Raw genomic sequence first — 25,575 nt, 5'->3', positions numbered from 1 at the left:
TTTCTGGATCGAGTTAAGCTGTTAGAAAACAGGTCAGGAAAGTGCAGATGGAAAGGCGGGAATTTAAAGACCATTTCTCCCAGCAGTCCCAAGATTATGCCTTGTTTCGCCCGCATTATCCGGACACTTTGGGGAAGATGCTGGCAGAGCTATCAACGAGTACCAAATTGGCTTTAGACGTCGGCTGTGGCTCAGGACAGTTTTCAGAGGTTTTGGCGCATTATTTTGATCAGATCATTGCCATTGATGCGAGTAGCGAACAAATCGCACAGGCCAAACCTCATCCGAAAATTCAATATCATCAGGCCTTAGCCGAAGAAATCCCATGTGTTGACCAGAGTGTAGATCTGATTTCAGTCGCACAAGCTGCCCATTGGCTGGATCTGGACAAGTTCTATGCGGAAGTTCGCCGTATTGCAAAATCCAATGCCATTCTGGCTCTTATTAGTTATGGGGTATTCAGCATTGATGAAGAACATCTGAATCATTATTTCAGACATTTTTATGAAGTGACGATCGCACCCTATTGGGCACCTGAACGTCGCCATGTCGATGAAGGATACAAAAATCTGCCATTTCCATTTCAGGAAATTTCTGTACAGCCGCCGGTATTACAAGTCGAGTGGAACTTTTACCAACTGATAGGCTATATGAGTACCTGGTCAGCCGTAAAAGCAGCCACCCAGGCACTCGGACATAATCCGCTGAATGTACTGGCAGATGCCTTATTGCCAGAATGGGAAGATCCAGAATTGCCCCGGGTGGTGAGTTGGCCGCTATCGCTACGAGTGGGAAGGATAAATCCAGATCAAGAAAAGGATAATTAAATAAAAAGCCCAGTCTTAGCTGGGCTTTTATAATACCGATCGAAGATCAATCAGCTTATTTGTTTAACAGCATTTCTAGCACAAATTTGGAGCCGATAAAACCGAGCGCCAGCAGGCCAAACCCAAGCAGGGTAAAACGAACTGCTTTCTGACCACGCCAGCCAAATTTCCAGTGGCCGATCAGTAATGCACCATAAACCAGCCAGGACACAATACTAAAGGCAGTCTTATGGGCCAGATGCTGGGCAAAGAAATTATCGATGGTAAAGAAGCCAAAACCCAATGCCAGTGTCAGTAAAATGAAACCGGTCATCAGCATATCGAACAATAAAGATTCCATATCCTGATACGAGGGCAACAGATTCACCCAAACCCGACGTTTCTGTTTTTTCTTCAGTTCACGATCCTGAAACCGCAAAATGACGGCCTGAATCGTCGCCATCAATAACACAGCGTATGCAGATAGGGACAAGATAATATGAATATCCAGGCCTAGAGAATTCTGTGCAATGACTTTCGCTGGCTGGGTGAAACTGAAACCGAGAATTAGGCCGGTTGCAGCGACGGGGATACCAATCAGGTTTAAAGCAATAATCGGCCGATAGGTACTGTAAATGATACTTAGCAGCAGCATTAGCCCTGACGTAAAGGAAAGTAAGGCAAATACATCATAATTCATCCCCATCGGGGTATACATGTCACCTGATAAAACCAAAGCATGCAGTACCAGTCCAACTAAAGCTGTTAAGCCGACAAACCATTGATTTGGAGTACGTTTAGTCATTAAATGAATGAACAGATACCAAAAAGAGGAGGTATAAGCGATTAATGCTAAGATCGTGTAAACCAAGGGTAGGCTAAGCATGTCAAACCTTTTTAAGGGTGATGAATATTCATTTATATAAATTCAGTGCGAACTACAGTATCCTATAGCATTCTATGCATAAATTTTCTATTTTAAGAAACAATTTTTTGCTACTGGCTATTTTAAGCGGATTTTGCAATGTTTGATACCTTAACAGAACGACTCACGCAGAGTTTAAGAAATGTTACTGGCTCAGGGCAGCTAACCGAAGACAATATTAAAGATACGTTACGTGAAGTACGTATGGCACTTCTTGAAGCCGACGTTGCGTTACCTGTAACTCGTGAATTTATCGCGAAAGTTAAGGAAGAAGCATTAGGCCAGGAAGTGATGACTCAGTTATCACCAGGGCAAGCCTTCGTCAAAATCGTCTATGACGAATTGACCAAAATGATGGGCGAGGCTAATGAAAGCCTTGACCTTGCAGCAAAACCACCGGTGGTGGTACTGCTTGCCGGTTTGCAGGGTGCGGGTAAAACCACGACTGCAGCCAAACTTGCGCGCTTCCTGCAAGAGCGTCAAAAGAAAAAAGTAGCCATGGTGTCTGCCGACGTTTATCGTCCGGCTGCGATCAAGCAGCTACAGACGGTGGCTGGCGAAGTTGGCGCGATTTTCCTTGAATCGAGTGCTACTGAAAAACCAATCAGTATCGTTAATCGTGCAATTGAACAGGCAAAAATCCAGTTTGCCGATGTACTGATTGTCGATACTGCAGGTCGTCTGCATATCGATGACGATATGATGGAAGAGATTAAAGAGCTGCATGCAGCGATTAATCCGACTGAAACCCTGTTCGTGGTTGATGCCATGACCGGTCAGGATGCGGCAAATACAGCCAAAGCATTTAACGATGCGCTTCCTTTGACGGGTGTGATCCTGACTAAAACTGATGGTGATGCGCGTGGTGGTGCAGCACTGTCTGTTCGTGCGATTACTGGCAAGCCAATCAAGTTCCTCGGTATGGGCGAAAAACTGGATGCTCTTGAGCCATTCCATCCGGAACGTGTGGCACAGCGTATTCTGGGCATGGGTGACGTGCTTTCTTTGGTCGAAGAAGTTGAACGCAAAATCGACAAAGAAAAAGCCGAGAAAATGGCGAAGAAATTGCAGAAAGGCGGTAGCTTCAACTTTGAAGATATGCTGATGCAATTCGAGCAGATGAACAAGATGGGCGGCATGATGGGCTTCCTGGACAAACTTCCAGGCATGAGTAATTCTGGTATTCAAGATGCGATTGCGCAGGCGAATCCTGAAAAGCAAGTGAAGAAAATGGAAGCGATTATCCAGTCGATGACTATCAAGGAGCGCCGTAACCCTGACCTGATGAATCCAAGCCGTAAAAAGCGTATTGCAGCAGGTTGCGGTATGGAAGTCTCAGAAGTCAACAAGCTGATTAAACAGCATGCGCAAATGGCGAAGATGATGAAGAAATTTGCTAATCCGTCGGGTATGGCAAAAATGATGAAATCACTGAGCGGTCTGCAAAAACAGTTTGGCGGTGGCGGTGGTATGGGCCCACTGTTCGGCGGCAACGACAAAAAATAACTGTTTTAAATAAAAAAGGCGCGTACAGCGCCTTTTTTATTGTCTGTATTTTCTTTTATATCTGGTTTAAACAAAACAACATTTGCTTACCCAAATTTCTAGAAAAATCAGGCAGACTCGAAAACATTCGAAATAAAATAATACAGAAGGATGTATCTAATGACTCAAGTGATTGTGGTGCATGGCTATACCGCAAGTCCTGAAGAAAACTGGTTTCCATGGATTCAGGAAAAAGCCCAGCAGGAACATGTCAGCTTGAAAGTACTCAGACTTGACCCGTCAACTACGCCAAAACTGGAGGTCTGGGAACAGCAAATGCGTGAACAGATTGACGGGATTGACGAAAACAGTATTTTTATTGCGCATAGTCTGGGTTGTCTGGCTGCATTACATTATTTAAGTCGCGAATTAAAAAATCAGAGAATCAAACAACTGGTTTTGGTGGCCGGTTTCAATGGCCGACTGGGACGTCTGGAAGAAGTTAATCCGTTCATTGACGCGGCTGAAGTAGATTTTGATTTACTGAAACGTCAGATTGATGAACGTGTAGTGATTTATTCGGAAGGTGATGATCGGGTTCAGCCTGACTTCAGTCTGGAGCAAGCGGAAAGTCTGGATGCAATCGTAGTCTGTGCCGAACATCAAGGGCATTTTATTAATTCGCAGGGTTGTACTGAACTGCCGGAAGTCTGGCGAGTGATTCAGCCTTATCTGATCCAATCTTCAACTAAATAGGGAGGATGATGAACAGATTGGTTCAATGATGACAGGGTGAAGTTGAATAAGGAATATTGAATTTCATCCGCTAATAAATAATTAAAAACTTAATTTTTTTCGGAGCATTTTGCTCTCAATATAATAAGTACAATGCTATGAAAAATATAACGAAGAAAGTCTATATCGTGCCTGACTATCAGGCGACCTCAAATGACCACTGGTATCCGTGGTTAAGCCGGCAGATCAAAGACGCCGGGTTCGAGGCCAAACGGATCATGCTGGCCAATCCTTTTCAACCTGATCTGGAAGAATGGCAGCACAACCTGAAACTACAGATTCCGTACCTGGATGAGCATAGTTTCATTGTTGCGCATGGCTTGGGTGGCTTAAGTGCTCTAAAGTTTCTCGAAGAACACTATAACCGTACACAATTGAAAATTGGCGGGCTAATGCTGGTCGCAGCTTTTGATACACCACTGGTGGCCTGGTCGGAACTAAACAAAATGGTGCAGGCAGTAAAGCTAGATCTGAACAATTTATCACATGGCGCCAAACGTTTTGTAATGCTGCTTTCCAGCAATAATCCTTATGTGCCTGCACCGATTTCGTTGCGTTTGGGCCATAGCCTGAATGCACAGATTTTTGAAATCAAAAATGCAGGGCATTTTAACAAGCTGGATGGCTATGCAGATTTTTCAAAGTTGCTCGAGCTGCTTAAACTGTGTCTGGCAAATGATCTGCAAAATGCTGCAGGCCTTTAAGCAATAAATCGGGTTCAATAATAGGCTGAAACCGTTCGAGATGCTGGGCAAAGAGTGCAGCATCTCCACCGGTCAGGATCAGCTGTGCCGGAAAATCTTGCAGTACTTTTTCAATGGTACTGAGCAGACCGAATAAAATGCCATGGTGTACAGCATCAATGGTATTACGTCCAGGACTGAGTTCCTCGAAAGCTGCATCCGGGATTTTAATGCCTTTGGTATTCTGGATCAGGGAATCGCGTTGTAAATACAGATTCGGCAGGATATAACCACCGAGATGTTTTTGACCTTGGGCAAGATCAATGGTCAGGGCAGTCCCACAGCTAATCACACAGTAATTTTGCTGAGTTGACTTGGCAACGGCCAGCACTTGCAACCAGCGATCGATCCCAAGCTGGGAAGGATCGTCATAGCCACAAATCAGACCGGCATAGCGTGCCTGTACCCTGGCAAAAACTACAGGAATGTTCAGGCAGGTCAGAATCGATTGAATACGGACATTATTCGCTTTGTCCAATACTGAAGAAATTCCGACCTGATGCAGACCCAAACTTTTAAAGTGCTGAATCAGTCCTAAAAGTAAGTCGGCAGGAGATTGCAAATGCATTTCCGCAGCATGTTCAATGATCTGGTTCTGCTCAGTAATCCAGTACTTGAGCCGTGTATTGCCGATATCCAACCATAATTTTTTCATTGAATGATGCCTGTTCAGCCGCCGTTTTTAAGACGGAGTTGCCCCTGATAAAATGTCTGTGTACCTGCATCCGTTTCGATAATGACCGCACCATCGTCCTGAATGCCGAGGAAAGTTCCGAAATATTGGCCTTGAATATCGGTAAATTCAACTGTTTGCTGGAAAAATGCAGCATATTGGTTAAACCGTGCTGGTAGATTCTGACTGCCGTAATTAAACCATTCACCCGCTTGCTGAATGGCGAGATACAACTCGGCAATCAGATCTACACGTGAAGCATGCTGTAGTCCCAATTCAGTCAGAGAGGTGACCTGCTGGTCTGGAATGCTTTCCATGAGTGGGCTGATATTGATCCCGACACCAACCACCACCTGTTGAGTCGAAATCGGTTCAATCAGAATGCCACCCCATTTCCCCTGCAGGCTGTACAGGTCATTGGGCCATTTCACCTGCAAGTCCAGTCCTTTTAGGCTTGGCATTTGCAGGATATTTAATGCAATTTCCAGTGCCAGGCGACCATCGATTACTTTTTGTGTATGCAGCAATGTGCTTAAATAGATGTTCCCCTCAGGAGAAATCCACTGACGTTGACGCTGTCCACGTCCCTGGGTTTGCACGCGGCTACACACTAGTACCTGTTGTACCCCTTTGGTTGCCAGTTCCCGGACATCGTCATTGGTCGATGTGGTGATCGGCTTGATCAGCAATACTTCAGGGAGTTGGCCTGCTTGACTTAAACGTTGCTGCAGTTCGCGAGTTTCTACATCCATTTGAATCTAAACGTGGTAAATGTCGTTATGGAGTTAATCATATATTTATTGATTGGTGCAATTGCAGGATTTGCCGCAGGCCTGTTTGGCGTTGGTGGTGGTCTGATTATCGTGCCAATTCTGTACATTGTTTTTACCCAGCTCCAGTACGATCCAAGCGTGATTATGCATATGGCAGTCGGAACTTCTCTGGCCACAATTATTGTGACCTCAATCAGTTCGGTGATGGCACATCATCAGAGAGGGGCAGTGTTATGGGATGTAGTGCGTAATCTGGCACCCGGCCTGGTCATTGGCTCATTCTTGGGAGCTGGAATTGCAGATTATTTATCGGGCCAAGGCCTGCAATTGCTGATTGGCTTCTTTGCAGTCTGGATTGCATTCAGAATGTTTAGAGGCGCGCATTATCAGGTTGATCCGAATCAGAAATTGCCTTCAGCCGCATTACAGTTGGCAGCGGGTGGTGGCATTGGCGTGGCATCGGCCATATTCGGGATTGGTGGCGGCAGTTTGACTGTGCCTTTCCTGAATCGTTGTGGTGTCGTCATCCAGAAAGCAGTAGCCACTTCTGCTGCCTGCGGTTTGCCGATCGCAGTGGCTGGTGCCTTAGGTTTCATCTGGTTTGGTCAGAAAGCTGAAGTCGAAGTGCCAAATACGATGGGTTATATTCATATTTATGCGTTTATTGGTATTAGTGTGATGAGTTTTATCACTGCAAAATTTGGTGCAAAAGTGGCGCATTTATTATCACCAGTTCTATTAAAAAAATGTTTTGCGGCCTTATTGACTACAGTTGGTCTGTATTTTATCTATCAAGGCTTTACTGCCTGAACTACTCATTTTTTATCAGCTAAATTTTTTGAGGAGAATAGGTCACTATTCTCCTTTTTCTTTGACTGGGTTGGCTGTATAGACACAAGATTGTCTGACAATGTCAAAGTATTTTCTGCAAAAAAGCCGTTTAATAACTGAAAAGTCATCCAGAATGACTGTATTTGCATCAATAAAAATAAGACAGGAACAGTATGCAACAACAAGAAGCACACAGTTTGTCTGAACAGATTGCCAAGCATATCAGTGAACAGATTATCCGGGGTGAACTGGTTGAAGGCGAACGCATCCAGGAACTCAGAATTGCATCGGAACTTGACGTCAGTCGGGGATCAGTCCGTGAAGCCTTGCTCTTGCTTGAACGTACCCAGCTGATTGAAATCTTCCCGCGTCGTGGCGCCATTGTTTCGGAAATGTCGGCCATGCAGGTTCGTGCCCTGTTTGACCTGACCTCTTTATTGCTGGGGCAGATGGTACATCGCATGGCAGAGACCTGGCGCAGTCATGAGGCAGAGCGCATTCAGCTATTATTAGAACAATTAGAAGCCGAAACCCGCCAAGGCCATATCGAAAAGTTTTATGATTTGATCTTTCAGGGAATGGCCCAGCAACAGGAGATGGTCGGTAATCTTTACCTGATGCGCTACTATCAGGAACTGCTGCCATCTTTACGCCGTAGCTATTTTCTGACCCTGAATATTTCAAGACGTGAGCTACAGGAATCTTTTGAATTATTTAAACTGGTGACGGAGGCGATTTTAATTCGTAAATCCCATCAGGCGACGTTATTTATGGAAGATTTTTGTCGACACTTGCGCAACCTTGTGTTGGAATCTCTGACACGGATGAAACAAATTGAACTCGCGTGGGCCAGACGCTCACGACGTTAAATCAGGACACTATGCGTTTAAGCAGTTTAAAACTTTCAGGCTTCAAATCTTTTGCTGACAGTACCACCTTACACTTCAAGGATAACCGGACTGCAGTGGTGGGACCCAATGGTTGTGGTAAATCAAATGTGATTGATGCCATACGCTGGGTGATGGGTGAGTCCAGTGCGCGCCAACTACGTGGTGGCAGCATGCAGGATGTGATTTTTACCGGAACAGCCAAGCGCAAACCGGTGGGCATCGCCAGTGTAGAACTGCGTTTTGATAATACTTATGGCAAGCTGGGCGGTGCGTATAATGCCTATAATGAGCTGGCAGTGCGTCGTCAGGTCAACCGTGATGGCAAGTCTGAATATTTCCTGAATGGCACTAAATGCCGACGTCGTGATATTACCGATATTTTCTTGGGAACCGGTCTGGGGCCGCGTTCTTATGCAATTATTGAACAGGGCATGATTAACCGTCTGGTAGATGCCAAGCCGGAAGAAATGCGGGTTTTTATTGAAGAAGCTGCCGGGGTTTCCCGTTATCAGGCACGTCGCCGCGAGACCATGCTGCATCTGGATCACACGACGCAGAACCTGTCGCGTCTGGAAGATATTGCCTCTGAACTCAAGTCTCAGCTTAAAACCTTGAAACGCCAGTCAGAAACTGCCATTCAATATAAGGAACTGGAAGGCCAGATCCGTACCATCAAGATTGAAATCCTGTCGTTCCAGTGTGAGCAGAGCCAGCGTCTGCAAGAAGAATATACTGTGCAGATGAATACGCTGGGCGAGAATTTTAAGCTGGTACGTTCTGAATTGACTACTGTTGAGCATGATCTGGGAGCGACCAGTGAACTGTTCCAGCGCTTGATTCAACAGTCCACACCGCTACAAACTGAATGGCAACAGGCTGAGAAAAAGCTCAGCGAACTGGAAATGACCCTGCAGCAAAAGCAGTCCTTATTGCAGCAGAACTCAAGCAGTCTGGTGAAGCTGGAAGAACAAAAAGCACAAACCAAAGAACGTTTACAGCTGATTGAATTGCAACTGGACACCCTGCATCAACAACTCGAAGATCAGACTGCACAATTGCAGCAGCAGGAAGGTCAAAGTCAGGAACAAAACCAGGGTCTGACTGATCTGAAATCCCAGCAAGGCACAATTGCTGCCCAGTTTGCTCAAATTAAAACCCAGGTTGAGCAACAGCAACAACGTAAACAGCAAATGCTGGCGCAAAGTGAACAGCTGGCTAAAAATATTGTCCGGATTGAACAGCAAAAAGAAACCTTGCAACAGCAGGCAGCACAAATTCAGCAGCAGGCGCAGCAAGATGAGCTGGAACAGTATCAGACTGATAGAGCTGAAACTGAACAGCAAATCACTGGCTTTGAGACTCAGCTCAAAACACTGAAAACTGAGCTTGAGCAGCTACAGGCAGAACAGGCAGGTCAGCAGCAATTGCTCATACAGATGAAATCAGAAATTCAGGTACTGCATTCAGAACGGAAAAACCTGAGCCAGTTACTGACCAAAGCCAATCCAAACGCCAAAGCGGATGCGGTGCAGTTAATGCAGGTGTTGAAGCTGAATCCACAGGCCAAAGCTCATGCCAGCCTGATTGAAAAGTTCCTGGCGAAATGGCTTTCTGCACAAGTATTAGAAGAAACTGAGCATTTTTTGAAAAATAGTGCACGCCAGCTCAAAGCTCAGATGATACAGGATAATATTCAGCTTGATGGACTCCCTTGTTTAGCAGACTGGATTGAAGCGCCTCAATACTCACTCTGGCAACAGGTGGCCGTAGCTGAGAACTTTAAACAGGCACTTGGTTTACAAACGCAGTTGCATACAGGCCAGTCGATCTTAAGTCTGGATGGCTATCATGTCGGACCCGACTGGATGATTGCACTGGACTATGATGAAGCCAGTCAGGCGGGACAAGGGGCACTGAGTCATCGTATTCGTCTGGATGAAATCGAGCAGCAACTGATTCAGCTTGAACCAAAATTCGCAGATCTAGAGCAACAGCTTCCTGAGTTAAATGCTCAAGTGAAAGCTTTACAGAGCCAGATTCAGAGCATCAATGAGCAGCAGAAGCAGGCACAAAAGCAGTTACAACAGCTTGATCTGAATATTGCTAAAGTCCAGAGTGCGACACAGGCCTTTGCAGTACAGAAACAGCAATTGCAGAACCAGTTACAGCAACTGGACGAGCAACTGGAAGAAGATGCGATGCAGAAAGACGATCTGGAAATTGATCTGCATGCACTGAATCTGAAACTGGAACAGGCACTGCCAAATTACAAAACCTTGCAATTCCAGCTGGAAGAACTCAATGCCCAGCTGGAAGACTCACAGCTAGTCACTCAGCAGGCGCAGCAGGAATTAGAAGTACTGCGCCGTCAAACAGTACAAAGCCAGCAGCAGGCTGAACTGCTAGAAAAAGACCAGCTGTTTTTGAAAGAACAATATCAGCAGATTATTGCGCAAATAGAACAGGCCAAAAAGTTTGTCGATCCGGTACAGCTGGAATTACCTGCTTTACAGAGCCAGTTCAATGAACAGGCACTGATCACGGAAAAACTGCAAAAAACCTGGGCAGACTGGCAGATCGAGCTGAATCAGATCCAGAGCAAGCAGCAGCACCTGACTGAGCAGCGCCATACTTTCCAGCAGCAGGATGAACAACTGCGTACTGAACTTGAAGCCAAACGTCTGGCTTGGCAAGCTGCCAGATCTGATTTACAGCATTATTCAGAACAACTGAAAGAGTTGAATAGTGAAGTAATTTCAGGGCTAAATATTGATGTAAAAGTACATCAGGCTAAACTGGAAAAAGCACAGGCTCAATTCGATAAACTGGGTGCGGTGAATCTGGCAGCTTCTGAAGAGTATGAAGAAGTTTCGAAACGCTATGGCGAACTCAGCCATCAGATTCAGGACCTGGAAAATACCGTTGAACAGCTGCAGGCAGCAATGAAAAGTATTGATCAGGAAACCCGTAAGCTGTTTATGAATACCTTCGATCAGGTCAATGCCGAGCTGCAAACTCTGTTCCCGAAAGTATTTGAGGGCGGTGAAGCGAGTTTAAGTCTTGAAGATGGATGGCAATCGGGTGTAAAACTGATGGCACGCCCACCAGGCAAGCGCAATAGCTCACTGGCATTGCTTTCTGGTGGTGAAAAGGCTTTAACCGCATTAGCACTGGTCTTTGCAATTTTCCGACTAAATCCGGCACCGTTCTGTGTACTGGATGAAGTCGATGCACCGCTGGACGATGCCAATGTGGGACGTTTTTGTAATTTAGTCAAAGAGCTTTCTGAACAAGTGCAATTTATTTATATTACCCATAACAAACTTGCAATGATGATGGCGACTGATCTTTTAGGTGTAACCATGCCTGAACCGGGAACCTCAAAATTAGTGACAGTAAATTTGGAACAGGCAAAAGAATACGGCTTAGCTGCGGAGGTATAACATGGAAATCACCACAATTATCGGGATTGTTATTGCAATTGTGATTATGCTATTCGGCATAAGACTGATCTTGAAAAAACCTGCGGAGGCTGTACCGTCACTGGATGCGGATCTTCATATTGATCCTGACAGCCAGACTCCGGTTATTCCAAGGCATGTACGATCTCAACTGTCTAAAACAGAAAGTCCGGCAGCTACACGTGTTGAACCGAGCCTGAATGAAGAAGCAGTAGACAACATTGCACCTGTGGCAGAACAAAAAGAAGCAGCCAAAGTAGAGCCAACTTTGACTGAAACCGTCCAGCCCGAAACCAAAGCAGCAAGTCCGCTCGATACACAGGTGGTTGCAGAGGAAGCAGCCAAAACAGAAGAAAACACTACGTCAGCTGAACAAGAAAGCAAGCCTGAAACAGTAGAAGTAGCAGAAACAGCAAAAGAGCCTAAAGCCGCCGAATTTAGCCTGAATAGCAATATTGAGAAAGCTGAAATTTCTGACTTCAATGATGAAAGCAGTATTCTGGATGCACATCTACATGAGCAAAAAATTGTGGATGAAGAATGTTCGCTGGCTACTGCTGAAACGATTATTTCATTGCATGTTTATCCCCAAGGCCGAGCTCTTTCAGGCGAGAAAACTTTAAAAGTTTTACTGAAATATGGTCTGCGTTATGGTGAGCTGGCATGTTTCCATCGTTATAGTGAAGATGGCTCGAAACTGCTATTTTCAGTATTACGTATGGCAGATACCGGTATGGAAGGTTTTGACTTAGAAACTCTGTCGACTGAAGAAGTGAAAGGTCTGGCGTTCTTCCTGGCTTTACCGCATAGCGATGTACAGAATGCCTTCGATACTATGGACAGCATTTCACGTCTGATTGCGCGTGAAGTGGATGGTCTGGTTTATGATCAGAACCAGCAGGAAATGACCCCACAATTACGTGAATTCTGGCGTCATCAGGCGATTGATTATCGTGCTGGACAGACTGCAGAAGTTTAATATTCCAATATTGAATCTGCAGAATCCGATTTTTATAATAGCGAAAAGCTGAATATTGTATAGGGCGGATTTTCCGCCCTTTTTTATGGTGAAATTATGACCCAAGATGCCACTGTCATTGCGCAAATGCGTCAATTGATTCAACTGATTGCCAAGCATAATCATGCTTATTATGTGATGGATCAACCTACGATTGAAGACAGTGAATATGATCAGCTCTTTCATCAGCTCAAAGCTTTAGAAGAACAATATCCACATTTACAGCAGCCAGACACACCGACAGTTAAAGTAGGCGGTCAGGCACTTTCCAAATTTCTGACCGTAACGCATGCGGTGCCAATGCTGTCTTTAGGCAACGTGTTTAACCAGGATGATCTGTTTGCTTTCGCACGCCGTATTGAAGAGCGTTTACCCAATCAAAAGATTGAATACGATGTTGAGCTGAAATTTGACGGTCTGGCAATTTCCCTCTGGTATGAACATGGCGTACTGGTTCGTGGTGTCACTCGTGGTGATGGGGAAACTGGCGAAGATATTACCCAGAATGTCAAAACCATTCGTAACCTGCCGAAATTTCTGTCTCCAGTGAATGGCGTGATTCCAGAATTACTGGAAGTGCGAGGCGAAGTGCTGATGCCGAAATCTGGCTTTGAACGCCTGAATGCAGCCAATGCTGCGAAAGGCGAAAAAACTTTTGCCAATCCACGTAATGCCGCGGCCGGCAGTTTACGCCAGCTTGATCCGAATATTGCAGCTTCTCGACCTTTGGCTTTCTATGCCTATGGGATTGCCCAGTGTGTACCGCATCATGGTCAAACCACGATGTCAGCCAGCCTGGAATGGCTACAGCAGTTTGGCTTTGCTGTGGGTGAGCGTCATTTTATCTGCAGTAGCATCCAGGAAGTGCAAAAGGTTTACGAGCAGATCATTGAAGAACGTTCAAAGCTTAGTGTCGAAATCGATGGTATGGTCATTAAGGTCAATGACCTTAAACAGCAACAAAAACTAGGTTTCTTGAGCCGAGAACCACGTTGGGCAACTGCTTATAAATTCCCGGCAGTGGCTGCATTGACCACCGTTGAAAATATTGACTGGCAAGTGGGCCGTACCGGGACTCTAACGCCTGTGGCACGATTGAATCCGGTTGCTGTGGGCGGTGTAACCGTTTCTAATGTGACCCTACATAATATTGGTGAAATTCACCGTCTGGATGTAAGAATCGGGGATACCGTCAGTGTTTATCGTAGTGGTGACGTGATTCCTAAGGTTGAAAAAGTCTGGCCAGAATTTCGTCCTGCCGATGCGGTAGAAGTGCATTTACCTGAGAACTGTCCAGTCTGTGATTCTCCGGTGGTGATGCCAGAAGGTGAAGCATTGGCACGCTGTTCAGGTGAACTGTATTGTGCGGCGCAGCGTATCGAAACCATCCGTCACTTTGTTTCGCGTAAGGCTATGGATATCGAAGGTCTGGGCGATCGCTGGGTGGAGTCACTGTTACATCTCAATCTTTTGAAAGATGTGTCGGATATTTATCACTTGCATGAGCATCGTGAGCAATTACTGCAAATCGAAAAAATGGGTGAAAAGTCCGTTCAAAATCTCATTGATTCGATTGAGAACAGCAAGAAAACTACATTGGCAGCGTTTATTTATGCGCTCGGGATTCGTGGCGTAGGTGAAACGACAGCACGTATGCTGGCCAATACTTTCCAGACTCTCGACGCTTTACGTAGTGCTGATGTAGACGCTTTAAAGAAAACACCGGATGTGGGTGATATTACCGCAGAATGGATTGTTGATTTCTTCCAGGCACCGCATAACTTGGAAGTATTGGATCGCTTGTTGGCTGCCGGTATTCATTGGGATGCGCCAATTGCACCAACGCGCCAACCACTGAATGGTGAAAGCTGGGTAGTGACTGGAACTTTAAGTTCTATGGGACGTGATGAAGCGACGCAATTACTGCAAGCATTAGGTGCACGGGTCAGTGGCAGTGTCTCTAGCAAGACCAAATGTGTGGTGGCTGGTGAAAAAGCGGGTTCTAAGCTCGATAAAGCAGAAAAACTCGGTGTGCCTGTGATCAATGAAGCGCAATTTATTGCTTTGATGAAGGAGCATGGGCAAATCGAAGAATAATTAGCTCTAAACAATGACTCAAATAAAAAAGACACCCAGGATGATGAATCTTGAGGTGTCTTTTTTATTGCTAGTTCAAAACTATAGGTGAATGAGAGGGGGAGGATAGACAAATACAAGGACGGGTTCGGCAATGTGAGTTGAATTCACGTACAATATCGATTCATTTGCAGGATAGATCCTGCCTGATTGATTCTGTTCTCCCGTTGATGATTGGTATACACATGGCGCAAGCAAAGAAATCTTTTCCGCAACAAAAATCGCAATTACATGCACGAAATCTGCACCGCAGTCGTTACGATTTTCCTCAGCTAATCAAGAGTTGTCCGGAACTTGCGCCTTTTGTCAGCTCGAATCAATACAACGATCTTTCAGTCAACTTCTCTGATCCTCAAGCTGTGAAAATGCTCAATAAAGCATTGCTCAAGCATTTTTACGGCATTCAATATTGGGATATTCCTCAAGATTATCTTTGCCCACCGATTCCGGGTAGAGCAGACTATATTCACTATTTGGCTGACCTGTTAAGTGACAATAATAACGGCCAAATTCCAACAGGGCGTGCAGTTCAGGTGTTAGATATTGGGGTAGGTGCGAACTGTATTTATCCGATCATTGGGCATCGTAGTTATGGTTGGAAATTTGTTGGCTCAGACATTCATCCTGCATCGGTTAAAAGTGCTCAATTTATTGTGGAGGCAAATCCAAATCTCAGGAAGGGGATTCAGATTCGATTGCAAAAGACACCGAGCAATATTTTCAAAGGTGTGATTAAACCTTCAGATCGTTTTGATTTGACCCTGTGTAACCCACCATTTCATGCTTCACAAGATGAGGCAAATGCCACAGCAACGCAAAAATTACGCAAACTTGGCAAACCGGTTGATCGGTCTAAAGTGGTGTTAAACTTTGGTGGACAAAAGAACGAGCTGTGGTGTGACGGTGGAGAAGAACGCTTTGTTTGCCAAATGGTACAAGAGAGCACACAGTTTGCTGAGCAATGTCTTTGGTTTAGTACACTGGTTTCTAAGAAAACCACATTGCCTATGCTGTTAAATACCTTGCGTAAGTGCGGTGCAGTGGATGTAAAAACCATTAAAATGACGCAGGGGCAAAAAGAGAGTCGTTTTGTGGCTTGGACTTTTCTAAATACAAAGCAACAGCAAGCGTGGAAAAATGCGCGTTGGGCTTCTGCTTAAGTAGATTTTTAAGCAGTCGTCATAAGCTTGCCGATAAATGACTTGATGCATAAGCTCAAACTTAATCTGACAGATACAATAAAAAATCGGTCACTGTCAGATCAGGTTTGAGCGAGTACGGTTAAGGAATATATTTTTTTACCAGACCATCATCCAGTAATTGCTGGAAATGTTCGACCAAGCTTTCTTTTACTGGACGATATTCCAGACCGAGTTCATCCTTACTTTTTTGTGCATTAAAGAAAATTGGATAACCCATATTGAGTTCAACAAACTTGCGGCTAAAGCCGGCCAGAGGACCAAAAATCTTGAAAGCCGTTTTTGGCAACTGGTTGCGCGGGAACGGGAATTTAGGACCAAAGGCTTCACGCAGGATTTTACCCATTTCTAGCAGGCTTAAAGTTTCACTACAGATAATATAACGGCCATGCGCTTCCGGGTTAAATGCAGCACGGATATGGGCATCCGCAACATCCTGAACATCGACCACACCATTCCACATCGGTGGAACGCCGAGTAAAGTCATGCCATTGGCAAACTGTTGCAGAACTTCCACACTGCCTGATTGAGTATTAGGCGTTAAGGATTCCCCAAAGACCAGTGCCGGATTGATACAGATCAGGTCCCAGCGATCCTGCGCTTCCGCCATTTCCCAAGCTTTGCGTTCTGCCATGACTTTGGAATATGGATAAGGTTGATGGGTTTCTGAACTGGTGGTATTCCAGTGAGATTCATCAAAACTGGTGTGCTCGGTTTGCAAAATATCAATCGCATCCCCATACGTTGAGGCAATACTTGAGGTGACAATCACACGTTTGACAGATTCAATTTTATTGACACTATTCAGCACATTTTGTGTACCCAGAATTGCTGGTTCAATAATGTCTTTAAGCGCATCCTTATAATTAGTGACCACAAAAGGCGAGGCCATATGAAAGACAATTTCACAACCTTCCATGGCCGCATCAAAAGAACCGGGCTTGAGCAGGTTGGCTTCAAACAGCTTTAAGGTTCCCGGACTGCTGTCTGCAATTTGTTCTAGGTGTGTATAACTCTGGGTTTTATTCAGATCGCGTACAGTGGCATGTACGGTATAACCCTGTTTTAAAAGTTTCTGGATCACCCAACTGGCGATATAACCAGATGCGCCGGTGACCAGAACAGGTGCTGTGCTATGTTGTAATGTCATATTTAAACCGTTGTTGTTTGACTTCTTTCATCGTAGGCACAATTATGCATGAACCAGGCCAAACAGGTGAGTCCAAGATAAAAATAAGCAACAAGATAAGTGCTTATTAATATTTACAAAAATTAACGTTTGAATATTCCAGCTTGCTGGATTGAATAAAAACGGAATGAAAAATGCAAGATATTGTTTTATAAATGGGATTTGGTCGAACAGAGAGCGTAAATGCAAGTGCTTCTCATTTTAATTATATAAAAATCAGACATTTACCATAATTTTGTTTTTGCAAAACAAATATCTTTTCTCCATAATAAGATGATAAAAGCAGGGAGTAATTCAAATGCGCGGTAATCCAGAAGTCGTAGATTATTTAAATATGCTGATCGGTGGCGAACTGGCTGCTCGTGATCAATACCTGATTCACTCTCGTATGTATGAAGATTGGGGTCTGACGAAAATCTTTGAACGCATCGACCATGAAATGCAGGAAGAAGCACAGCATGCAGATGCCCTGATTCGTCGTGTCCTGTTCCTTGAAGGTACGCCAAATATGCAGCGTGACGATATTGAAGTCGGTGAAGATGTGGTGACCTGCCTGAAAGCTGACCTGAAGCTTGAGTATCATGTCCGTGAAAAGCTGGCTCAAGGGGTAAAACTTTGTGAAGAGAAGGGCGATTATGTGACCCGTGACATGCTGCGCCAGCAAATGTCAGATACGGAAGAAGACCATACTTACTGGTTAGAAAAACAGTTACGTTTAATCGAGCTGATTGGTCTGCAAAACTATATCCAGTCGCAAATGTAAGATATTGAATAATAAAAAACCCAGCACATGCTGGGTTTTTTGATTCTGTAGATTTAAGAATTGTTATTGCTGACAATCCCGATTTTTTTCACTTCCAGACGCTGAGCCGCAGCCATCACCATGGCGATATGCTTATATTCAGTTGCGCGATCAGCCTTGATTTTAATCTGATCCTGATCGGCTTTTTGCGCCACGGTCTTGAATAAGGCTTCTAGCGCTTGGGCATTCGCCACCGGCTGATCATTCCAGAAGATCTGGCCTTGAGCATCGAGACGCAAATTCACAATCTCTGGCGGTTTTTCCTCAGTCGGTGGTGGTGTACCATTCGGCAGGTTGATATTAATCGAATTATTCGGCAACGGAATAGTGATAATAAACATAATCAGCAAGACCAGCATGACATCAATCAATGGTGTCATGTTGACGTCCAGCATTACATCATCATCCTGATTTGAGCCAACATTCATTCCCATAACTGGATTCTCCCTCAATCTTAAGGTGAAGCGGGCGGGGTCGTGACAAATGCAATCTTGCCAATACCTGCTTGCTGGGTAGTACTGATGACCTGATCAATCGCTTCAAAAGCTGTTCTTTGATCACCGCGAATATGCACTTCAGGCTGAGGACGTTTCTGGGCTTCTGCCTGTAAACGGGTCAATAAAATTGCCTTGTCCGGAATATAGGATTCATTCCAGAAGATATCGCCATTTTTATTGACTGCCAGTTGGATATTTTCCGGCTTGGTTTCATACGGGACATTACGTTCTTCAGGCAGATCGACCGGTACGGTATGAATTGCAACTGGTACTGTAATCAGAAAGATAATCAGCAGTACCAGCATCACATCAACCAGAGGCGTGGTATTAATGGTACCAATGACCTCATCATCGCTGTCGTTTGAATTGACCATCATTCCCATGGTTGACCCCCATTTTTATTTTGTGTCGCGGTGAACAGGATTGTTTGAGCTGATTTCGCCGCTCAGTAGTACAGCATGCAGGTCAGAACCGAAGGTACGAACTTCTTCCATTACAGCTTTATTACGGCGAGTTAACCAGTTGTAACCAAGTACTGCCGGAACTGCCACAGCCAGACCGATTGCAGTCATGATCAGTGCTTCACCGACCGGACCAGCAACTTTATCGATTGATGCCTGTCCTGAAATACCAATTGCAGTCAGTGCATGGTAAATACCCCAAACGGTACCAAACAGACCTACGAAAGGTGCTGTAGAACCGACTGTAGCAAGGAAGGCCAGACCGCCACTCAGATGGTTCTGGATTTTGTCGATTGCACGTGAAATTGAAATGGTGACCCAGGTATTGAAGTCAATACGCTCAAGTAATGTACCGCCATGATTTTTGGTTGACTTGATGCCTTTTTCCGCAATAAAACGGTAGACGCTGGCTTCATCCAGGTTCTCGGTGGCATTATCCAGAGAAGAAGATTCCCAGAAAGTATTTTCAGCTTGCTTAGCCTGTTTGCGAATCTTGCCTTGTTGTAGGCATTTGCTGATCATGATGTACCAGGTGCCGATCGACATGACAACCAGAATAAACAAAGTGATTTTCGAAACAATATCACCTTCTTTCCACATGGCTTCTAGGCCATAAGGATTGTATCCAGCTTTTTCATCACTAGCTTCATCAGGCAGTGGGGGCGGGGTTGGTGTGGCCGCTGTTGCAGGTGTTGTTACCGCTGTTTCAGTGACAGCACTGGTATTTGGTGTAGCGGACTGTTCTGCAAAAATTGTTTGCAGAGGTAATAAAGTGCTCATGGCAATTACACCGGCAGCAGTCATGTTTTTTAAAGGTTTTAGTGATTTTTTCATCATGGATCTCCTGATTTTTTTCTTTATCTGTTGTATCTGTTAGTCAAGGACAAATTCATAGGGAATGTCATACCAAGATTCTTGCGGTTCGCCATTTTTCATTGCCGGCTTGAAAGTACATAAACTGAAGGCCTTGGATGCTGCACGATCCAGCGCACGACTACCGCTCGACTTTTTCACCTTCGCATCCTGGACCTTGCCGGAGGTATTTACATATACAGAGATCAGGACTTCACCTTGCTCTTCATTCATCAGTGCATCACGTGGATAGTCTGGGCGTTTACATCCTGCTTCACCTTGTGAAACACCACGAGTTACGCCAGCGGGTGGAGGAGCTGGGGCTGGAGCGGCTGCGACTACTGGAGCCGGTGCTGCTACCGGACTTGGTGAAGGACTCGCTGCAACGGGAGTAGGTACTGCAACAGTTGTCGGTTGGGTTGGCGTTGGAAGCGTTTTCTGTACAGGAACTACTTTTTCAACCGGTTTCACCTCAGGCACTTGTGCCACTTTTTCCACGATTTTTGGTGGTTCAGGTGGAGTTTCTTTTGGTGGCTCAGGTTCAGGCGGCTTAATATCTTGAATAATCATTAGTTCAACCGGCTGTTCTGTCGGTTTAATAATGTCTTTTGCCATACCAGCCATGAGTACTAGGCCAACCAGGATATGCAAAAAAACAACGACCCCAATACCAGTCAGTTTTTTGGCGGAGTTTTTTTCTAAGTCTTCAAACTTTGTGCCCATCATGACTCCTAGAATTTAAGACAAACAGGAAATAGTGCACTGATGAGAAAATTGTTTTTAGTTACAGGCAGCATTATTTTTTGTTTGGCTAAAATTAAACGGGGAAAACCGCAAACACCGCTTGGCAGCAGTGTTTGCGAAGTAATTAATTAAAAGAATTTATAGGTACCACGTAGGAAGTAGGTACGGCCCATTGGATCACCGTGACGAGGGTCATAGCCATATTGAGCATTGTTAGTTGCATCAGAAGCAGGTGGTTCTGCATCAAACATGTTGCGAATACCTGCAGTTAGCTCTAAATTCTTGAATCCGCTATAGGTGCCTGCAAAGTTATAAAGCGTATAGGCACTTACATCACGTTCTTGAGAAAAGTCTTCATAACCACGGATATATTGTTGTTCTAGTCTCATTTTCCAGTCTTCATAAGACCAGTTGATATTGGCAATATGTCTCCAGCGGACGACTGCAGGATCATCATAGATGCCGACGAGCCCTTCCCATTCACCGTTTGGTTCTTCTTGCTCATCCATTTTGATGACATAGGTACCATCAATCCCAAAACCAAAACGGCCTGTTGCTGTCATTGGGCTTAAGTAGTTCAGGCTGAGGTCAATCCCTTCAGTTTTTAATCCACCCATATTTTGTAGAGTTGTATTTAAATACTGGATACGACCATCTGGAGCGTAAACGATCAGATTGCCATAGCGATCAAGGTCATTAAAAATGTCATTAGGAGTAACTGAGCTGACTAAACCTTCAATATCAATATTGTAGTAATCAGCGGTGAATACCAGATTCTTGATTGGTTCATATACGAATCCGGCTGTAAAAGAGGTTGATTCTTCTGGCTGTAAGTCTGGGTTACCACCTTGTTTACGCTTGAACTGCATACCACATTGGTCTGCAAATTGGGTGCTGGTCGGTTGACCGTTAGCATCACAAAAACGTGGGTTATTGAAGTTAGTGCTAGTATTGGTTTCACTTTGTAAAGAGTTGATTTCCCACATACTTGGGGCGCGGAATCCAGTACTATAAGAACTACGGAACATTAACTCTTTAACCGGTTCCCAACGTAGGGATACTTTTGGATTGAAAGTATCACCAAAGTCACTATAGTCATCATAACGTGCCGCAAGTTGAGCTTCTAGAGTCGGCAAGATCGGTACATGTAATTCAGTAAACACCGCAGTAATATCACGGTCACCTGAACTTGACGGTTTATTTGGATCAATACCAGAACCTGGAACCTGGCGAACAAGATCGGCATTCACCTTGGCTTCCCAGTCCTGAGTGGTGTAGCTACCACCCAAGGCAAATCCAACTTCACCTGCAGGTAGTTCATAGATTGGACGGCTGACAGTGAAATCTATAGTGGTAGAATCCAGACTTGCCATATTTGTTGGACCTGCCACATCAAAAGTAGACCATTTCCCAGCATCTGCAGCGGCCTGAGGACCAAATGGGTTTAAGGTGCCATCATTAAGTGCGGCTTGAACCAAACTTTGATTCAGGTAACCACTGACAAAATTATCAGTTGCTTCACTTTTGGCATAAGTAACGCCACCATTTACATCCCAACCGTAGACTTCACCTTCAATCCCTGCAAAAAAGCGGTTTGATTCATTTTCTGATTGAGAAACACGGTTACCTGATTGTGAACGTAAATAAAGTGCTGCTCTTGGATCTACCAGACCAGCGATGTCTGGTGTAATGCCGTTGCCTGGATAATATTTGCTGGTATTTGGAATAGAAAGACTACCTCCCCATACATCAGGTGCTATCGAGGTTTTTACTTTACTTTCAGTATAAATATATTCAGCAACCGCATTTAATGAATCGGTTAATTTGAAGGTACCTTTACCTAGAGCTGAAAAAGTTTCTTCTTCTGGAGTAATACCAATGAGTGCTTGAGTGTTTAACAAGCAACGTGTACCAGATACAAACATATTTGGTGCATTATTACAGTTTTGATTGATATAAGGGTTAACTACACCTACACCTGAATCTAAAAGGTTGGCAGGGAAGCCGGCACTTGAACCGATCGCCATGTTTAACTCTGGAATTAAACCACCACGACGGCTGACTTTACGATCTTTGGCCATGATCATGTCAGAAGTACGATAATCGACTACACCGTAAACGTTGAAACCTTGTTCATCCAGATCACCATAACCACCGAAAATAGAGACATCATATTTGTCGCCATTCTTTTCTTCAGGTGCTTGCAGTCCACCAGAAATACCGAAACCTTGGTATTCCTTTTTGATAATAAAGTTAATTACGCCGGCAATTGCATCTGCACCATATACTGCAGAAGCACCATCACGCAGAATCTCGATTCGCTCAACCATCGCGAGCGGAATAATATTCAGGTTAACTTCAGAAGTACTAAATGGGCTGTTAGCCAAACGACGCCCATTTAATAAAACTAAGGTCTTATCAGTACCAATCCCACGCAGGTTGGCAGAAGAGCCTGAAGTATTACTTTTACCAATATTTTGAGAAACAGCAAAACCAGCTTGGTTAGCACTTACTTTATTAATTGCTTCTTCAACCGTGGTGACCCCCTGATTCACCAGATCTTCGACTTTAAGCACAGTAATAGGAGATGCACTTTGTGCAGCTACTCCTTTAATAGATGAACCTGTCACTGTCACTTTTTGAACCTTGGTAGGTTGAGCGGCAGAGTTTTCTGGTTCATCGGCTGCATGTGCCAAAGACAAGCACATCATACTTAAGCTGAGTGCGCTTAACTTGAGTAGTCTTTTGCTGACGGTTGGAGCCCCCATAGATCCGACTAGTTTGTTTATTTTCATCGTAAAGTTCACCTTTCTTGTTGTGTGAAGATAATGCTGTATTTTTTTTAAGCAAAGCAAGTGCCAACTTAGTCAGAATTCTTCTAAAAATATTCAATATATTAAGAAATGCTTAATTTATAGGGTCTTAGAAAGAGAGAACTTGTGCGTCAGGGAAAACAGATGAGCTGTATTGGAAGTAATAAGAAAAAATGATATTGCAAATCAGTATTTATTGATTAACTCTAAACATTAATTGAAAAATATGTGAACTAATCGATATTTTTAGATTCTTTAATGTAAGTGAAATATGAGTTATGAGGGGTGGTTGTTTAATTTTTAGACATATTCTTAGTTATTAAAAAATATAGATTTATTTTTTTGGATTACGAATGGCTGAATTGGAATGTGCTATAAAATGACCCACTAGCGAATTATTTTTGTGCAATAAAGTGAAAGTCATTGTAGGATTAGTGCAGTAAATACTGCAGATAGTATCTAAGTAATTGCCTAAATTATTATTATTTTAAATGATTAATAAAAATATATTTTTTGTTGTAAAAAGAACTTAATTGTTACTTAAAGTATAGAGTGGCATGAAATTAGCTTTCAAACGCTAGATTCATAAGATAGGCGGAATGTTGAAAAATAAAAAAACATGAAGCAAATCAGAAGAGATTAAATGCTTTTAAAAAACCTTAATCATTTTAATGATTTAAATAAACAAAAATAGGTGTGAATTTGAAATCAGTAATTTTAAGGATGACAGTTTTAGCACTGGCAGTAACATCAGGGGGGATGGCTTTAGCAAAATCATCTGCACATCCGGATAAAATTTTAAACCTGGCTTTCGAAGCACCTGATGACGGTTTTGATATGGTCAAAACCTATAATTTTTATAGTGGTAGCGTGGCTGAGGCCATTTTCGAGCCTTTGTTGCGTTATGACTATCTGGCCCGGCCTGCAATTTTGGCTCCGAATACCGCCGAGTCTTTACCCGTGGTTGAACAGGATGGCAAAGTTTATACCTTTAAAATCAAGCCAGGAATTTATTTCAGTCCGGATCCAGCCTTTCAGGGCAAGAAGCGTGAACTGGTTGCCCGGGATTATATTTATTCCATGCAAAGGGTGATGGATCCGAAAAGCCATTCGCCTTCTTTTTCCTTTATCGAAGGCAAAATTCTTGGCGCAGATCAAGTTATCCAGCAGGCCAAAAAAACTGGCAAGTTCAACTACGATGCACCTATTCCCGGTTTAAAAGCCCTAGATAAATATACCTTACAAATTACCCTGACCCGTTCCGACCTGAACTTTCCTTACATTCTGGCCTATGTCGCTTTTGCTGGTACTGCACGCGAAGTCATCGAATATTATGGCGATCGGGTAGGTCAGCATCCAGTCGGAACAGGGGCATACCAGTTACACAAATATGTGCCGCGTAGCCGTATTGAATTAACTGCTAATCCAAATTATCGCGGTTTTGTCTGGAACTTTAAGGGGGATGGTTCAGAGTGGGATCAACGGATTGTCAAGGCCATGCAAGGCAAGCAGATGCCGCAAATCGGCAAGGTCAAGATCAGTATCATTGAAGAAGAACAATCACGTTGGCTGGCTTTAAAATCTGGACAATTAGACTATGACAAACTGACTGCAAGTGGCGCTGAACAGGCATTGGAAAATAAGCAGCTGAAAAGTGAATACAAGAAAAAAGGCATCCTGCATTATCCGAATAAAGAACCGGAAATCACCTATACCATCATGAATATGCGTGATCCGGTGATTGGTGGGAACTCACTGGAAAAAATTGCACTACGCCGTGCCATTGCCTTGTCCTATAACCAGAAAGAAGCCATCCAGCAGCTATATAAGGGGCATGCTGTTAAAGCTGAAATAATTCTTCCTGAAGGCGTGGGCGGATATAACCCGAATTATAGAAGCAGTATTGCCTATAACCCATTACTCGCCAATAAACTGCTCGATCGTTTTGGCTACAAGAAAGGCGCCGATGGTTATCGCACCTTGCCTGATGGCAAACCATTGGTTCTGAAAATGAACTCGACTAGCTCAAGCTCTTCCGTTATTTCTGCGGAGCTATGGAAAAAGAACCTGGATGCAATCGGGGTAAAAGTTGAATTTAAAGTCAGTAACTTTGCCGACAATTTAAAAGAAGCCACCCAGTGCAAACATATGATGTGGGGTGGCGCCTGGATTGCAGATTATCCGGAAGGGGAAAACTTTGCTCAGTTGCTGTATGGCCCAAATGCCCAGCAAGGTAACCTGAGCTGCTATACCTCTAAAGCCTATGACGCGCTGTATCAAACCGCAATGAAGCTGCCACCTCAGCAACGTACTCCCTATTATGAGCAGATGAACCGCCAGATGGAGGCCGATAATCCATGGATTTTGCACAATACCCGGGTACGCAACTGGCTGATTCACCCACAGGTACAGGGCTTTAAGGCACATCCGGTGACCAGGGCAGTTTGGCAATATCTGGATATTGAACCTGTTAAAAAATAAC

The 25,575-nt window shown here is 44.1% G+C and carries 21 protein-coding genes; 12 read left to right on the top strand and 9 right to left on the bottom strand.

Translation table 11 applies throughout. The features are described from left to right. The first annotated feature begins 47 nt into the window (after positions 1–47). On the top strand, positions 48–827 hold the full coding sequence (locus FTU00_RS10215; protein WP_179993127.1) for a class I SAM-dependent methyltransferase: 780 nt from the start codon (positions 48–50) through the stop codon (positions 825–827). 55 nt (positions 828–882) lie between these two features. Here FTU00_RS10215 and FTU00_RS10210 read toward each other — a convergent pair whose 3' ends face one another. Further along, positions 883–1,692, bottom strand: coding sequence for an inner membrane protein YpjD (locus FTU00_RS10210; protein ID WP_004783358.1), 810 nt, complete (start codon positions 1,690–1,692; stop codon positions 883–885). Positions 1,693–1,830: 138 nt separating this feature from the next. On the opposite strand from FTU00_RS10210, the gene ffh reads away from it, so the two are divergent. The 3 genes from ffh (at position 1,831) to FTU00_RS10195 (ending at position 4,715) form a co-directional block, all read left to right on the top strand. Next, a complete protein-coding gene (gene ffh / locus FTU00_RS10205; RefSeq protein WP_004783356.1) occupies positions 1,831–3,237 on the top strand; it encodes a signal recognition particle protein in 1,407 nt (468 codons plus the stop codon). 159 nt (positions 3,238–3,396) lie between these two features. Continuing rightward, positions 3,397–3,972 carry an alpha/beta hydrolase gene (locus tag FTU00_RS10200; RefSeq protein WP_179992862.1) on the top strand — a complete coding sequence of 192 codons (576 nt, stop codon included), beginning with the start codon at positions 3,397–3,399 and terminating at the stop codon, positions 3,970–3,972. Between the two features lie 137 nt (positions 3,973–4,109). Further along, positions 4,110–4,715, top strand: coding sequence for an alpha/beta hydrolase (locus FTU00_RS10195; RefSeq protein WP_166136715.1), 606 nt, complete (start codon positions 4,110–4,112; stop codon positions 4,713–4,715). Here the strand turns inward: FTU00_RS10195 and FTU00_RS10190 are convergent. Next, positions 4,669–5,409 carry a type III pantothenate kinase gene (locus FTU00_RS10190; RefSeq protein ID WP_180179658.1) on the bottom strand — a complete coding sequence of 247 codons (741 nt, stop codon included), beginning with the start codon at positions 5,407–5,409 and terminating at the stop codon, positions 4,669–4,671. The genes FTU00_RS10195 and FTU00_RS10190 overlap by 47 nt on opposite strands. Before the next feature lie 14 nt (positions 5,410–5,423). Further along, positions 5,424–6,179, bottom strand: a complete 756-nt coding sequence (locus FTU00_RS10185; protein ID WP_180070304.1) for a biotin--[acetyl-CoA-carboxylase] ligase — start codon at positions 6,177–6,179, stop codon at positions 5,424–5,426. 27 nt (positions 6,180–6,206) lie between these two features. Here FTU00_RS10185 and FTU00_RS10180 point away from each other — a divergent pair, with 27 nt between their 5' ends. The 6 genes from FTU00_RS10180 (at position 6,207) to rlmF (ending at position 15,696) form a co-directional block, all read left to right on the top strand. Continuing rightward, entirely contained in the window at positions 6,207–7,010 is an 804-nt protein-coding gene (locus FTU00_RS10180; protein WP_180070302.1) for a sulfite exporter TauE/SafE family protein, read from the top strand. A 194-nt stretch (positions 7,011–7,204) separates the two neighbouring features. Continuing rightward, positions 7,205–7,900 (top strand): GntR family transcriptional regulator, encoded by a 696-nt coding sequence (locus FTU00_RS10175; RefSeq protein ID WP_034170647.1) that lies wholly within the window; start codon positions 7,205–7,207, stop codon positions 7,898–7,900. A gap of 11 nt (positions 7,901–7,911) precedes the next feature. Continuing rightward, positions 7,912–11,364: a chromosome segregation protein SMC gene (gene smc / locus FTU00_RS10170; RefSeq protein ID WP_180179670.1), complete on the top strand. Its 3,453-nt coding sequence runs from the start codon at positions 7,912–7,914 to the stop codon at positions 11,362–11,364. Position 11,365: 1 nt separating this feature from the next. After that, positions 11,366–12,361 carry a cell division protein ZipA C-terminal FtsZ-binding domain-containing protein gene (locus tag FTU00_RS10165; RefSeq protein ID WP_180179657.1) on the top strand — a complete coding sequence of 332 codons (996 nt, stop codon included), beginning with the start codon at positions 11,366–11,368 and terminating at the stop codon, positions 12,359–12,361. A gap of 96 nt (positions 12,362–12,457) precedes the next feature. After that, positions 12,458–14,497, top strand: coding sequence for an NAD-dependent DNA ligase LigA (ligA, locus tag FTU00_RS10160; RefSeq protein ID WP_180179656.1), 2,040 nt, complete (start codon positions 12,458–12,460; stop codon positions 14,495–14,497). 224 nt (positions 14,498–14,721) lie between these two features. Beyond that, positions 14,722–15,696, top strand: coding sequence for a 23S rRNA (adenine(1618)-N(6))-methyltransferase RlmF (rlmF, locus tag FTU00_RS10155; RefSeq protein WP_180179655.1), 975 nt, complete (start codon positions 14,722–14,724; stop codon positions 15,694–15,696). 121 nt (positions 15,697–15,817) lie between these two features. Here rlmF and FTU00_RS10150 read toward each other — a convergent pair whose 3' ends face one another. Beyond that, the gene (locus FTU00_RS10150) at positions 15,818–16,885 is read right to left on the bottom strand and encodes an aldehyde reductase (RefSeq protein WP_180179654.1); all 1,068 of its coding nucleotides are present in this window, start codon (positions 16,883–16,885) and stop codon (positions 15,818–15,820) included. Between the two features lie 337 nt (positions 16,886–17,222). On the opposite strand from FTU00_RS10150, the gene bfr reads away from it, so the two are divergent. Next, positions 17,223–17,687 carry a bacterioferritin gene (gene bfr, locus FTU00_RS10145; RefSeq protein WP_004783337.1) on the top strand — a complete coding sequence of 155 codons (465 nt, stop codon included), beginning with the start codon at positions 17,223–17,225 and terminating at the stop codon, positions 17,685–17,687. A gap of 53 nt (positions 17,688–17,740) precedes the next feature. On the opposite strand, the gene FTU00_RS10140 is transcribed toward bfr, so the two are convergent. The 5 genes from FTU00_RS10140 to FTU00_RS10120 form a co-directional block, all read right to left on the bottom strand. Then, the gene (locus FTU00_RS10140; protein ID WP_004783336.1) at positions 17,741–18,160 is read right to left on the bottom strand and encodes a biopolymer transporter ExbD; all 420 of its coding nucleotides are present in this window, start codon (positions 18,158–18,160) and stop codon (positions 17,741–17,743) included. Positions 18,161–18,180: 20 nt separating this feature from the next. After that, complete coding sequence (locus FTU00_RS10135; RefSeq protein WP_005234255.1) at positions 18,181–18,606, bottom strand: biopolymer transporter ExbD; 426 nt, start codon at positions 18,604–18,606, stop codon at positions 18,181–18,183. Positions 18,607–18,621: 15 nt separating this feature from the next. Beyond that, entirely contained in the window at positions 18,622–19,521 is a 900-nt protein-coding gene (locus FTU00_RS10130) for a MotA/TolQ/ExbB proton channel family protein (protein WP_180017059.1), read from the bottom strand. 36 nt (positions 19,522–19,557) lie between these two features. Continuing rightward, entirely contained in the window at positions 19,558–20,259 is a 702-nt protein-coding gene (locus FTU00_RS10125; protein WP_086044090.1) for an energy transducer TonB, read from the bottom strand. Positions 20,260–20,408: 149 nt separating this feature from the next. Then, entirely contained in the window at positions 20,409–23,075 is a 2,667-nt protein-coding gene (locus FTU00_RS10120) for a TonB-dependent receptor (protein ID WP_180031806.1), read from the bottom strand. A 741-nt stretch (positions 23,076–23,816) separates the two neighbouring features. On the opposite strand from FTU00_RS10120, the gene FTU00_RS10115 reads away from it, so the two are divergent. Continuing rightward, a complete protein-coding gene (locus FTU00_RS10115; RefSeq protein WP_180179653.1) occupies positions 23,817–25,574 on the top strand; it encodes an ABC transporter substrate-binding protein in 1,758 nt (585 codons plus the stop codon). The last annotated feature ends 1 nt before the right edge of the window (position 25,575 follow it).

It is taken from the genome of Acinetobacter sp. YH12041, assembly GCF_013419975.1.
Classification (GTDB): domain Bacteria; phylum Pseudomonadota; class Gammaproteobacteria; order Pseudomonadales; family Moraxellaceae; genus Acinetobacter.
Note: the sequence above shows the minus strand (reverse complement) of the source record. Positions and strands in the feature narration are given on the sequence as shown.